The sequence below is a fragment of the Massilia suwonensis genome (assembly GCF_042655665.1).
In the GTDB taxonomy this organism is placed as follows: Bacteria; Pseudomonadota; Gammaproteobacteria; order Burkholderiales; family Burkholderiaceae_D; genus Telluria; species Telluria suwonensis.
In genome coordinates this window covers 2,189,942-2,202,409 of the sequence record NZ_JBHSMR010000013.1, presented here as the reverse complement: position 1 = coordinate 2,202,409, position 12,468 = coordinate 2,189,942, and the positions used below count along the sequence as shown (strand labels likewise).

Sequence of the window (12,468 nt, the reverse complement as noted above, 5' to 3'; positions counted from 1 at the left end):
AAGCCGGCCCTCGGGCCGTGTTCCCAGCCGGCGGCTCGCCCGCCCCTCCAGGAGTTGTCAGTGCCGGCCACGCCTGCTGGGCCCGCGTGGGTGCTTACCCGTAGACCCAATTAAGAGCCAAGGAAACGCGCGCACCCGCATCGAGCAGGTCGAGCCTTCCTTCATCGGAAAGAATAATGTCTGAAACATCGAATACCGCAGCCGCGGCTGTCGAACCGAGCGTGACCTTTGCCGATTTCGGCCTGGCGCCGGAAATCCTGCGCGCCCTGTCCGACCAGGGCTACGTCCATCCCACCCCGATCCAGGCCCAGGCGATTCCCGTGGTGCTGCAGGGCCGCGACGTCATGGGCGCCGCCCAGACCGGTACCGGTAAAACCGCCGGCTTCTCGCTGCCGATCATCCAGCTGCTGCTGGCCCACGCCAACAGCAGCATGTCGCCTGCGCGCCATCCGGTACGGGCCCTGGTGCTGACGCCGACGCGCGAGCTGGCGGTGCAGGTGGCCGACAACGTCAAGGCCTACGCCCAGCACACCCCGCTGCGTTCGACCGTCGTCTTCGGCGGCATGGACATGAAGGGCCAGACCACGATCCTGAAGGGCGGCGTCGAGATCGTCATCGCCACCCCTGGCCGCCTGCTCGACCACATCGAGCAGAAGAACGTCAGCCTGGCGCAGGTGCAGATGCTGGTGATGGACGAAGCCGACCGCATGCTCGACATGGGCTTCCTGCCCGACCTGCAGCGCATCATCAACCTGCTGCCGAAGAAGCGCCAGAACCTGATGTTCTCGGCCACCTTCTCGCCGGAAATCAAGAAGCTGGCCAACAGCTTCCTGCAGCAGCCGGTGCTGATCGAAGTCGCGCGCAGCAATGCCACCGCCGACAAGGTCACCCAGATCGTCTACAAGGTCGAGGACGAGCAGAAGCGCGACGTCGTCGAATTCCTGATCCGCCAGCGCGAGCTGAAGCAGGTGATCGTGTTCTCGAACACCAAGATCGGCGCGTCGCGCCTGTCGCGCCACCTGGAGCAGACCGGCATCAAGGCCTCGGCGATTCACGGAGATAAGACCCAGCAGGAACGCATGGCCGCGCTCGACGCCTTCAAACGCGGCGACATCGAAGTGCTGGTCGCGACCGACGTCGCCGCCCGCGGCCTCGACATTTCCGACCTGCCGTGCGTGATCAATTTCGATTTGCCCTACAACGCCGAGGATTACGTGCACCGCATCGGCCGCACGGGCCGCGCCGGCGCCTCGGGCGACGCCTTGTCCGTGTATTCGGACAAGGACGAGCGCCTGCTGGCCGACATCGAAAAGCTGATCAAGCAGAGCATCACGCGCGGCGAGCTGAACGGCTTCGTGGTGCGCGGCCGCGGCCGCGATGCGGAACGCGGCGAACGTGGCCCGCGTAGTGAGCGTGGCGAACGCGGAGAGCGCAGCGAGCGCGGCCCGCGCCGCAGCGATGGCGAGCGCAATGAGCGCAGCGAACGTGGTCCGCGCAGCTACGGCGCCGGCGCCCTGCCGCGCCGCGAGAAGGTCGATCCCTGGTTCCTCAAGCCCTACGAGCCGAGCAACAGCGCCCCGCGCCAGGACAGCAATCCGGGCACAGGCGCGGCACCGGCCAAGCCGAAGCAGAAGATCGCGGCCTTGCTGGGCGGCTTGCCGAAGCAGGCGCAGTAAGCGCACGCGCTTGCGCCAAAGACCTGCGCGCCCGAGGGCCCGCAGGTTTTTTTTCGCCTGGAAGAGGGTAGCGCGGGCGAAGCGCGCAGGTGCCTAATCGGAACGTTCCTGATCGATCTTCAACAGGTATTGCCCATACCCGCTTTTGGCCAGCGGTGCTGCCAGGCGGCGCAGTTGGGCACCGTCGATATAGCCATTGCGATAGGCAATCTCTTCAGGGCAGGAAATCTTCAAGCCCTGGCGCTTTTCGATGATGGCGATGAACTGTCCGGCGTCGAGCAGCGAATCGTGGGTGCCGGTGTCGAGCCAGGCCGTGCCGCGTCCCATCACTTCCACATTCAGCGCCTGCCGCTCCAGGTAGACGCGGTTGATTTCCGTGATTTCCAGCTCGCCTCGTTCGGAAGGTCGGATGCGCTCGGCGATGTCGCAGACGGTGTTGTCGTAGAAGTACAGGCCGGTGATCGCGTAGTTCGACTTCGGCTGGCGCGGCTTTTCCTCGACGCTGACGGCGCGCCGCTCCTTGTCGAACTCGACGACCCCGTAGCGCTCCGGATCGTTGACGTGGTAAGCGAAGACCGTCGCGCCACTGCTGCGCTCGCTCGCCGCGCGCAGTCTGGGCACGAGGTCGGTGCCGTAGAAAATGTTATCGCCAAGGATCAGCGTCGAAGGCGAATCGCCGAGGAAATCGCGGCCCAGTATGAATGCCTGGGCCAGCCCGTCGGGAGAGGGCTGCACCACATAGCTGAGCTTGATACCCCATTGACTGCCGTCGCCCAGCAGCTCCTGGAAGTGCGGCAGGTCGTGAGGCGTCGTGATGATCAGGATCTCGCGCAGGCCAGCCAGCATCAGCGTGCACAAGGGGTAATAAATCATCGGCTTGTCATAGACCGGCAGCAACTGCTTCGAGACCGTGGTCGTGATCGGATGCAGGCGGGTGCCGGAGCCGCCGGCCAGGATGATGCCTTTGCGTTGGGTACTCATGCGCTGGTCCTGGTTTCGGCGCCGTGGCCCGCGTCACGGTTCGCGTAATTGGTGTCCAGCCAGCGCAGGTAATCGCCTGACTGCACATTGCGTACCCAGTCGTCGTGTTCCAGGTACCACTCGACGGTCTTGCGGATGCCGGTCTCGAAGGTTTCCAGCGGTTTCCAGCCGAGTTCGCGCTCGATCTTGCGCGCGTCGATGGCGTAGCGCCGGTCATGCCCGGGGCGGTCCTGCACATGCACGATCTGCCCGGCATAGCTCCCTGCCGCCTTCGGCGCCAGTTCGTCGAGCATGCCGCACAGGGTACGCACGACGTCGAGGTTGGCCATCTCGTTCCAGCCGCCGACGTTGTAGGTTTCGCCGCAGCGGCCAGCTTCCAGCACGCGCCGGATCGCCGCGCAGTGGTCGCTCACATACAGCCAGTCGCGTACCTGCTGGCCATCGCCGTAGATCGGCAGCGGCTTGCCCTGGCGCGCGTTGGCGATGATCAAGGGGATCAGCTTCTCGGGAAATTGGTAGGGGCCGTAGTTGTTCGAGCAGTTGGTGGTCAGCACCGGCAGGCCATAGGTGTGGTGGTAGGCGCGCACCAGGTGGTCGGACGCTGCCTTCGAGGCCGAGTACGGGCTGTTGGGGGCGTAGGCCGTGGTTTCGGTGAAGGGCGCGTCGCCCGGTCCCAACGTGCCGTAGACCTCGTCGGTCGAGACGTGCAGGAAGCGGAAGGCGGCCTTGTCTTCCTTGCCCATCCCCTGCCAGTAGGCGCGTGCCGCTTCCAGTAGCGCAAAGCTGCCGTTGACGTTGGTGGTGACGAAGTCGCGAGGACCGTGGATCGAGCGGTCGACATGGCTCTCGGCTGCGAAGTTCAGGATTGCGCGCGGCTGGTAGCGTTCCAGCAGGCCGGCGACGAGCGCTTCGTCGCAGATGTCGCCCTTGATGAAGATGTGGCGCGGGTCGCCTGCCAGCGGCTGCAGGTTGCCGAGGTTGCCGGCATAGGTGAGTTTGTCGAGATTGATTACCGGCTCGTCGGACTGGGCCAGCCAGCCGAGGACGAAGTTGGATCCGATGAAGCCGGCGCCGCCTGTAACGAGAATCATGGAAATGGGGTCGTAGTGGCCAAATGCCCATGATACGGCATTGGCGTGCTCCAGCCTGCGGATGAGAATTCAGCCGTTCGAAGCCGGCAGGATGGCACGCACCCGCGCCAATAAATCTTCCTGGCGGTAGGGTTTGCCGAGAATGTCGAGGCGCTGCCCGCGCGCGGCCGGCAACTCGTCCATGTAGCCGGTGGTGACGAGGATCGGCGTGCCGGGACGCCGCCGGCGCACGTGGTCCGCCAGCTGCAAGCCGTTCATCCCGCCCGGCATCATCACATCCGTAAACACCAGGTCGATCTCGGCGCCTTCGTCGAGCACGTTCAGGGCCTGTTCGCCGCTGGGCGCCGACACCACGGCGTAGCCGGCCGATTCCAGCATCGTTTCCGCCAGTTCGCGCACGTCTTCATTGTCCTCGACCACCAGGATGCGCGCCTTCGCGCTCTCCTGCGCGGCGGCGTCAGGCGCGTCCTCCCCGGGTGCCGACGCGTAGCGCGCACCGTCGACCGGAAACACCATGCGCACCGTCGTGCCTTGCCCGGGCGTGCTGTCGATCTCGAGCCGGCCGCGCGACTGCTGCACGAAGCCGTGCACCATCGCCAGGCCGAGGCCGGTGCCCGGTCCCTTGGTCGTGAAGAAGGGCTCGGTGGCCCGGCGCATCACGTCCGGCGCCATGCCTTCGCCTTCGTCGCTGATGCAGACGGCCACCTGGCCGGCCCCGCCTTCCGCGCCGCCCGCCTCGACGGTGGTGCTGACGCGCACCCGGCCGCCCTCCGGCATGGCGTCGCGCGCGTTGATCAGCACGTTCAGCAAGGCCATCTCGAAATGCGTCGGGTCGAGCTTGCAGGAGGGCAGGCCCGGTTTCAGGTCGAGCTGCATCTCCACCCGGTCGCCCAGGGTGCGCACCAGCAGCTCCGAGAATTCGACCAGCAGGGCGTTCAGGTTGACCCGTTTCGGCTCCAGCCGCTGCTTGCGCGCGAAAGTCAGCAGCTGCTGGGTCAGCTTGCCGGCTTTCATTGCCGCGCGCTGGGCACGGCGGATCGGATCGGCGGCGGCGCCGGTATTGTTCAGGGCCAGCAGGGCCAGCTCGAGGTTGCCGTTGATGACTTGCAGCAGGTTGTTGAAGTCATGCGCCATGCCGGCGGTCAGCTGGCCGATCGCCTCCATCTTTTGCGCCTGCATCGAGGATTGCTCGCTGGCGCGGCGCTGCGTGATGTCCATCTGCGAAGCGAAGAAGTACAGCAGCTCGCCGTCGCGGTCGAAGATCGGGCCGATGTACAGCGCGTTCCAGAAGGGCGTGCCGTCGGCCTTGTAGTTCAGAATGTCGACGGCCACGGCGCGCCGCTCGGCCAGGGCGTTGCGCACTTCGGCGACGGTGTCGCGGTTGGTTTCCGGTCCCTGCAGCAGGCGGCAATTGCGCCCGACGATGTCCTGTTCGTCGTACAGCGTGAGGTCGAGGAAGGCGCGGTTGGCGAAAACGATCGGATCGTCAGGCTGGCGCGGGTCGGTGACGATCATGGGCATGCGCGTCATTTCGACGGCGGCGAAGAAAATATTGCCGCGGTCTTCCAGCCCTGGCTCCTGGATATAGCCCGCCTGCCAGTGTTTTTCGCCCGGATTGCCGAGCGGATTGAAGGCGCTGCCCTCGACTTCGCCCGAAGCGGGCACGCCGACGCTTTGCCCGTCACCCTGGATGTCGAGCGGTTTGCCTGCGTTTTCTTCGGGGGTGGAGCCGGTTGCCATGGGGGCCTTTTTCCGCGAGTGTGAGCTTGCACTGGCTGTAACAGGCCAGTACCGGTGTCCATACTACTGTGGCGGGCAGGCGCCCGACTGTGCGTCGGTTCACGCAAGCGCGAACGCAACCCGTGCCCGGTGCGGCACACGTTTGAGGGCGCGCAAGCCCGGTAAGCCCGCTCCGCTGAAGATCACTGTCGGGTAGGAGCGATGCTTTGCACCGGAGATCGGCGGCTCGTGATGATGCAAGGAATGAAAGCTTTACGTTACAATCTGCTACCTAAATACGACGGGAGTGTTGCGATTACCTTGTATAATTGCTCGGTTGCCATGCTGCTGTAGAGCGTTTGCATCTCTCTTTTCAGCGATCGAAACGCTTGCCGCGGTCGATGGCTGCAAATCAAAGTCGAGGCCTGTGTCGCCATCGCCGTCGCGTATTCTCCAACTGTGCAAATGCAATGCAATTGAGTCAAACAATTCCCAAGCCCCTGGATCCCTTGCGCTTGCTGTGGGTACACCGCTTTCTTATCCGTCAGCTCGTCGAGCGCGAACTGACTTTCAAATTCAAGCGCTCGCGCGGCGGCCTGTTATGGCTCGTCCTGCAGCCGCTGCTACTGCTGGCCGGTTACACGCTGGTGTTCGGCGTCATCCTGAAATCGCGCTGGGGCAGTACAGGGACCGGCAGCAGTGCCGAATTTGCCCTGATTATGTTTGCCGGCCTGATTTTCTTTAATTTCTTTTCGGCCGTTGTTTCAGTCGCGCCCGGCCTGATCGTGCATAACAAACCCTATGTGCAGAAAATGGTCTTTCCGCTCGAGGTGCTCTCGTGGTCGACCTTGCTTTCGGCGCTGATCAACGGTTTTGTCAGCTTGCTGATCTGGGTGGTGTTCAGCGTCGCCATTCGCGGTTATGTCCCGTTCTCGCTGGCCTGGCTGCCCCTGATCGTCATTCCATTCGCCATGTTCGCGCTCGGATGCTGCTGGTTCCTGGCCGCCGCCGGCGTCTTTCATCCGGATATCGAACACCTGATCCCGATGCTGATGCTGATGCTGATGCTGCTGTCGCCGCTGTTTTTCCCGGTTACCGCGATTCCCGAGCACCTGCGTTTCCTCTTCGATTTCAATCCGCTGGCCTATGTGCTGGAGCAAGCGCGCCAAGTCATGATCTACGGGAGCGCCCCGGATTTCGGCATCCTCGCCGCCGGCTGGGTGGTCGGTCTATTGTTCGCCTGGCTCGGCCTGGTGTCTTTTGTCAGGAACCGTGATGGATTCGCCGATGCAGTCTGATGCCAACCCGCCGATCATCTCGGTATCGAACCTGCGCAAGCAGTACGACTTCACGCATGGCCACCGGTGGGGCCTGTTCGGACCGCGCCGCAAGAATGTCTCGAAGGACGGTCATGTCGCCTTGCGCGACATTTCCTTCGAGATCCGGCGCGGCGAGGCCGTCGGCCTGATCGGCAAGAACGGCGCAGGCAAGAGCACGCTGCTGCAGATCCTGACCGGGACGCTGCAGCCGAGCAGCGGCAGTGTCCACGTGCGCGGCCGGGTGTCCGCGCTGCTGGAGCTGGGCGCCGGTTTCAATCCCGAATTCACCGGTCGCGAGAACGTGCGCCTGAGCGCCGCCGCGCTCGGCATGACGCGCGACGAGATCGAGGCAAAATACGAGCTGATCGAACAATTCGCCGACATCGGCGACTTCATCGACCGTCCGACCAAGAGCTACTCCAGCGGTATGCTGGTGCGCCTGGCGTTCTCGCTGCAAGTCCACGTCGACCCGGACATCCTGATCGTCGACGAAGCGCTCAGCGTGGGCGACGTCTTTTTCCAGCAAAAATGCATCACCAAGATCCGCGAGATCCTCAGCCGCGGCGTCACCCTGCTGTTCGTCTCGCATGGGCTGAACTCCGTGAAAAGCCTGTGTGACCGCGCCATTTTCCTGCAGGGTGGCCAAGTCGTGGCCGACGGTCCGGCCGACGAAGTATGCGACCTGTACCAGAACTCCCTGACCACGATCTCGGCCCAGGCGCGCGACGAAGCCGTGGCCTTTGCCGCCATGGCCGGGGCGACCGAAGGCGAGTCCGTCGTGCGCGCGGCCGGGCGTACCGAACGCATCAACGATCCGGGCTTCGAGCAGCGCCTGAGCCAGCGCTCCGGCGGCGGCGAACTGGTGTTCACCGGCATCGAGATCCGTGACCACCAGGACAAGGCCGTGCACGCCATCGAGCAGTGCGGCGAGGTCAAGCTGCGTGTCGAAATGCTGGCCACGCAGGATATTCCCGCCGGCGCCTGCCCCGGCATCCTGATCCGCGACGCCAACGGCGTCGACCTGATCGGACTGAATTCGAATTTCCATAACCGCTACCTGCCGGCGATGCAGGCGGGACAACGTTTTGTCTGGGAAATCGTGGCCCACCTGCCGTTGTCGCGCGGCTATTACTCCCTGCATGGCGGCATCAAGCCGACACCCGACAGCCCGTATTTCTACGACCGCTGCTTCTCGATGGCGGTGCTGGAAATCATGGGTAATCCGCTCAGCTGGGGCGATTACGGCGGCCGCGTGATCCATCCGGCGACCGAGCTGAATTTGTACACGCTGGACTGAGCCATGTTCGTATCCTTCCTCATGCCCCACGTGGACCGCGGCGCCGGTCCATTGTTTCACCTGATTATGCTGTTGCAGATGAGCCGGTTCGCACCGGGCGAAATCTGCTTCCTCGGCGACGATGCCTATTTCGACGAGGAGCACATTCCGTTCGGCGAAGAGCTGGCGCTCGGAACGATCCGCTTCACCTGCGTCAGCCGGGAACGCTATCGCGCCTACGCCAAGGCGTCGCTACCTTTCGCCGCCGTCGCCGCGCTGTACGACGACGAACGCAATCACCTGGATGCATTCAAGGACTTGCTGACGGCCGAGCACGCGCCGCTGGTGGACGCGATCGCGGCCGCGCTGGACGAACTGACAGTGGCGTCCGATGCAATCGAAGCCTTCCTGACCTGGTCGAATTGCCCGAGCCTGTCCGCCTTTGCCGCGCGGCTCGGCAAGCCCGTCATCCACAACGAACTCGGACCGTTTCGTGGGCACGCATACCAGGACACCGTGTATTTCGACTTCCAGGGCGTGAACGGAAACACGACCCCGGCCGTCGCCTGGACCGACCATGCCGCGCTCGCAGCCGAGCTCGACGGCGTGGAAGTCCTGGCGCACGCAGACTTGTGCAAGCTCCTGTTTTGCGGAACCGGACTGCCGGCGCACGAAGAAACCGGCCCCAAGCAGCAACGCTACCCGCTCGGCGTGGCGCTGCAGGTAGAGGACGATTCGAATACTCTGGTGTACGGCCGCGGCTACGATGCCATCCGCCTGCTGTACCAGGCGCAACGCAATTTCGCACCCGAACAGGTGCTGGTCCGCTCGCATCCGGGTGCGCGCCTCGGATACCGCGGCGGTCTCGGCGAGCGCGACGCCTCGGCGACCTCGGTGGCCTTCCTGCAGCGCATCGATCACCTGGTGACGATCAACTCGAGCGTCGCGGCCGAGGCCGCGCTGTGGGGCGTTCCCTTCACGGCGCTCGGCGATACGCCGTTTTCGGTGCTGTCGTCGCCGCTGCCCCCGTCGCAGGCCGCGGCGGCGGGTGCCGATCCGGCTCTCTTGCTGAACGCCTTGCTGCTGGCCTACCTGGTGCCTGGCACTTTCCTGTTCGACCCCGATTACTACCGTTGGCGCCTTGCAGGCGCGACCGTGCGCGATTGTTTTACGCGTCACCTGGGAGTATTCAGGCGCAACGCGGTGCAAGCCGATGCCCCCATGCCCGAGCTGCCGGCGCCGGCGCCGGCAATGGCCACGCCAGTGCGCAATCCAGCCATTCCCCATCGCAATCCGGCCCTGTGGTCTGCCACCCGTTCTCTGTCGCGCAAGGTCGACGGCGAGCAGAAACACCTGGCGGAGCTCGAAGCGCAACTTGCTGCTGCTGTTGCCGAAAGAGACAAAAATTGGGAGGAACGTTGCTGGTTCCAGACAAATACTGAACGTATCGAACAAGAAATGGAATCTTTGCGGATCGAGCGTGATACTCTGCGTTTCGCTTTGGCAAAGCATGCCGAAATCGAGCGCCTGCGAGAAGAGTATGTGCAGGCTGGCACGGCCCTGAACGCCCGCCACACTGAACTCGAAGCCCGGTTTGTACAGGCCGGCCAGGCCCTGGCTGCCCGCCACGGCGAACTCGAAGCCCGGGTCGGCGAAAGCCAGGCGTATTACCGTGAATTGACGGTCCGGCAAGGCGAGATCGAATCGGCCCTGGCCGAGATGCGCAGCCGTTTCGAGGCATTCGAAACACACTTGGGCCAGGCGCACGCGCGCCATGCCACGGCCGAAGCACAGAGCAGCGCCTTGCTCGACGAACTACACCGCACCCAACGCGAGCGCATCGAAGCGCGCGGCCAGGACGCGGGGGGGGCGGCGGGCCAGACCATCAGGTAAGAAACAGAAACAATCAACTAAACTGTCCAACAACAGCCAGCAGGTTAGTGGTTCCGCCAGAGAACCCGGCACGCTGGCGAGCGAGTCGAGAGAAAAACCAAAAACATGAATACCGATCCAGTCGTCAGTGCCGTCATCACGATGCACGGCGAGGGCATTCTTGCCCACCGTACCTTGCTGTCGATCCAGCGCTGCCGCGAGTATGCCGAAGCGCGTGGCTTGCGTACCGAATTCGTCATCACGCTAGACAATGCCACTGCGGAAACCCGCCGCGTTGTCATGTCGCATCCATCGCTGCGCAGTGACGACCAGGTCCACGAGATCAACTTCCGCGACCTGTCGCTATCGCGTAATTTCGCAATCGAGAAAGCGCGCGGCGAATATGTCGGCACTTTCGACGGCGACGATTATTTTTCGAAGAACTGGATCGAGCGCTGTGTGCGCGGCATTGAGGAAAACGGGTCGAAGACGATCTATCACCCTGAACTGATGGTGGCGTTCGGCGAGCTCAATGCCTACTGGTGGCAGCCCGACCAGGCAGGCAAGTACTACACGCCTGAATGCCTGTTGACCATGAACCTGTGGAACGCATGTGCGTTTGCTAAGCGCTCGGTCTATCTCGAGTGGCCTTACCAGGTCTCGCGCCCAGGCGAGTCGGGCTTTGGTTACGAAGACTGGCTGTGGAACTGCGATACGATCGCTGCCGGCTATGTGCACCGCACGGCACCCGAGACCATTCGCTTCGAACGACGCAAATCGAACGGCTCGCTCAACGTCGCTCACCAGCGCACAGGCGCTGTGATCCGGCCTTCCGCTTTCTTTGACCAGGTTTAACATGATGTATCGACACGTCACCCGCCTTTATCGTTTGATCGATCGCGTCGTCCTGCGCCGCGGTCCTGTTGCACTCGAGCGTACCGTCAAGAGCACGGCATTCCGTATTGCGAAGTTCGCTTTTCCAAGCCGCATCTCTTGCGCGACGACCGAACTCTACCTCTCACAGGCCCTGGCGCACCGCCTCGAACGGCGAAATTCGAATGGCAGCGTCAACGGCCAGGTTCCGCAGCCGCTCAGCGGCGTGCGTTCCACGACGGGCATGAGTGCCGAAGAACGGATCGAACTGGAAAATGCTGGTGTCTGGGTGCCGCCGGCGTTGCCGTCGTGGGCTGCCAGCGAAATCGAGGAAATCGCCGCCACGCTCGACCCTGGCTTCCACGCGGACGGCCCGATTACCCCGCACCTTCAGTATTACGCAATGCCGCTCCAGCACCACTATCCGGGCATTGTCTATTCGCGTTTGCGGCGGCAGGTGACCGGCAAGATTGATGTGGTCATCCTGGTGCCTTGGCTGAAGCAGGGAGGCGCCGACCTGGGCGCCATCCACTTCGCCACGGCGCTGCATGGGACGTTCGGCAAGAAAGTGCTTGTGATCGGTACCGAAGCCGCCGATTCGCCCTGGGCCAGTCGCCTCCCTGAAGGCGTGCAGTTCCTGGACGCTGGCACTGAAATGGGACCGCTGTCGGCCGACGAGCGCCGCCTGGTGATGGTGCGTCTGATGCTGCAGCTGGCGCCCCAGACGATTCACCTGATGAATTCCTACCTCGGCTGGCAAATGGTGGCCATGCACACGAAAGCCTTGCGTCACACCACCAAAATCTACGCGTCGCTGTATTGCGACGACGTATCCGAAGGCGGCCACTTGATGGGCTATGCGCAGACTTTCCTGATGGATTGCTACGAGGCGCTCGATGGCGTGATTTCGGATAACGGCGTGGTCGGCGCAGAGTGGGCGCGCTCGATGGGGATTTCTCCTTCGTTGTTCCATGTCGTGCCGTTCCCGGTACGCGAACCGGCGCAGCCTTTGCTGCCCGCCCATCCGGCAGCCCGTACCCTGCTATGGGCCGGCCGCCTGGACCGCCAGAAGCGCCCGGACGTTCTGCTGGCGATCGCACGGGCGATGCCGGAGTGGACCTTCGACGTGTATGGCCAAGCGGTCATGGACCAGGAGAGCCCGGCGATGGCCGGTCTGCGCAACGCGCCAAATGTGCGCCTGCGCGGCGCCTTCAACGATTTCTATGCCATCGTGCGTCCTGATCACCTGGCGCTGGTCTACACGACGCAGTGGGATGGTATGCCGAATATTCTGCTGGAAGCGGCCAGGGCCGGGTTGCCGATCGTAGCGCCTGCGGTTGGCGGCATCGTTGAATTCATTCCATCCAATACCCTGGTTGCCGATCCCGAAAATGTGGCCGCCTATGTCGAGCAAATCAAGCGGCTGGCCGATGAACGGGATCTGCGCAACGCGCGGGTTATTGCTCTGGCGCAACAGGTCAAGGCCGGACATTCGCCGGATGCGTTCACCGCTGCGATCCAGGGCGTTCCCGGTTACCTCGGCGAGAACGTTGCGCTTGTGGCGAAAGAACACGCAACCGAGGGCTGTGCCGCCGTCGCGCGCGCATGAATGCTTGACGCTCACCTGGACTGTGCGCCGCCGCCCCGGCGCGACGCCGTCC

Annotated in this window: 9 protein-coding genes; 6 read left to right on the top strand and 3 right to left on the bottom strand. The window is 63.6% G+C overall.

Annotation, left to right across the window (positions count from 1 at the left end):
• Positions 1 to 176: 176 nt before the first annotated feature.
• Positions 177 to 1,676 (top strand): DEAD/DEAH box helicase, encoded by a 1,500-nt coding sequence (locus ACFPQ5_RS17945; RefSeq protein WP_379758772.1) that lies wholly within the window; start codon positions 177 to 179, stop codon positions 1,674 to 1,676.
• Positions 1,677 to 1,769: 93 nt separating this feature from the next.
• Here the strand turns inward: ACFPQ5_RS17945 and rfbA are convergent, their stop codons facing one another.
• From rfbA to ACFPQ5_RS17930, 3 genes are all read right to left on the bottom strand, one after another.
• Positions 1,770 to 2,657, bottom strand: a complete 888-nt coding sequence (gene rfbA / locus ACFPQ5_RS17940; RefSeq protein ID WP_379758769.1) for a glucose-1-phosphate thymidylyltransferase RfbA — start codon at positions 2,655 to 2,657, stop codon at positions 1,770 to 1,772.
• On the bottom strand, positions 2,654 to 3,748 hold the full coding sequence (rfbB, locus tag ACFPQ5_RS17935) for a dTDP-glucose 4,6-dehydratase (RefSeq protein ID WP_379758766.1): 1,095 nt from the start codon (positions 3,746 to 3,748) through the stop codon (positions 2,654 to 2,656). The genes rfbA and rfbB overlap by 4 nt, the downstream gene beginning before the upstream one ends.
• Positions 3,749 to 3,817: 69 nt before the next feature.
• Positions 3,818 to 5,488, bottom strand: a complete 1,671-nt coding sequence (locus ACFPQ5_RS17930; RefSeq protein WP_379758764.1) for a histidine kinase famiy protein — start codon at positions 5,486 to 5,488, stop codon at positions 3,818 to 3,820.
• Positions 5,489 to 5,937: 449 nt separating this feature from the next.
• On the opposite strand from ACFPQ5_RS17930, the gene ACFPQ5_RS17925 reads away from it, so the two are divergent.
• The 5 genes from ACFPQ5_RS17925 (at position 5,938) to ACFPQ5_RS17905 (ending at position 12,416) form a co-directional block, all read left to right on the top strand.
• Entirely contained in the window at positions 5,938 to 6,765 is an 828-nt protein-coding gene (locus ACFPQ5_RS17925) for an ABC transporter permease (RefSeq protein WP_379758761.1), read from the top strand.
• The gene (locus ACFPQ5_RS17920; protein WP_379758758.1) at positions 6,743 to 8,083 is read left to right on the top strand and encodes an ABC transporter ATP-binding protein; all 1,341 of its coding nucleotides are present in this window, start codon (positions 6,743 to 6,745) and stop codon (positions 8,081 to 8,083) included. The genes ACFPQ5_RS17925 and ACFPQ5_RS17920 overlap by 23 nt, the downstream gene beginning before the upstream one ends.
• Before the next feature lie 30 nt (positions 8,084 to 8,113).
• A complete protein-coding gene (locus ACFPQ5_RS17915) occupies positions 8,114 to 9,955 on the top strand; it encodes a GT99 family glycosyltransferase N-terminal domain-containing protein (protein ID WP_379758755.1) in 1,842 nt (613 codons plus the stop codon).
• A 105-nt stretch (positions 9,956 to 10,060) separates the two neighbouring features.
• Positions 10,061 to 10,789: a glycosyltransferase family 2 protein gene (locus tag ACFPQ5_RS17910; protein ID WP_379758752.1), complete on the top strand. Its 729-nt coding sequence runs from the start codon at positions 10,061 to 10,063 to the stop codon at positions 10,787 to 10,789.
• Between the two features lies 1 nt (position 10,790).
• Complete coding sequence (locus ACFPQ5_RS17905; protein WP_379758749.1) at positions 10,791 to 12,416, top strand: glycosyltransferase family 4 protein; 1,626 nt, start codon at positions 10,791 to 10,793, stop codon at positions 12,414 to 12,416.
• Positions 12,417 to 12,468 lie beyond the last annotated feature (52 nt).

Excerpts from the sequence above, each read along its gene's own strand:
- ACFPQ5_RS17905 (WP_379758749.1), top strand. The coding sequence starts at position 10,791 with ATGATGTATCGACACGTCACCCGCCTTTATCGTTTGATCGATCGCGTC.
- rfbB (WP_379758766.1), bottom strand. The coding sequence starts at position 3,748 with ATGATTCTCGTTACAGGCGGCGCCGGCTTCATCGGATCCAACTTCGTC.
- ACFPQ5_RS17920 (WP_379758758.1), top strand. The coding sequence starts at position 6,743 with ATGGATTCGCCGATGCAGTCTGATGCCAACCCGCCGATCATCTCGGTA.
- ACFPQ5_RS17925 (WP_379758761.1), top strand. The coding sequence starts at position 5,938 with ATGCAATTGAGTCAAACAATTCCCAAGCCCCTGGATCCCTTGCGCTTG.
- ACFPQ5_RS17930 (WP_379758764.1), bottom strand. The coding sequence starts at position 5,488 with ATGGCAACCGGCTCCACCCCCGAAGAAAACGCAGGCAAACCGCTCGAC.
- ACFPQ5_RS17945 (WP_379758772.1), top strand. The coding sequence starts at position 177 with ATGTCTGAAACATCGAATACCGCAGCCGCGGCTGTCGAACCGAGCGTG.
- ACFPQ5_RS17910 (WP_379758752.1), top strand. The coding sequence starts at position 10,061 with ATGAATACCGATCCAGTCGTCAGTGCCGTCATCACGATGCACGGCGAG.
- rfbA (WP_379758769.1), bottom strand. The coding sequence starts at position 2,657 with ATGAGTACCCAACGCAAAGGCATCATCCTGGCCGGCGGCTCCGGCACC.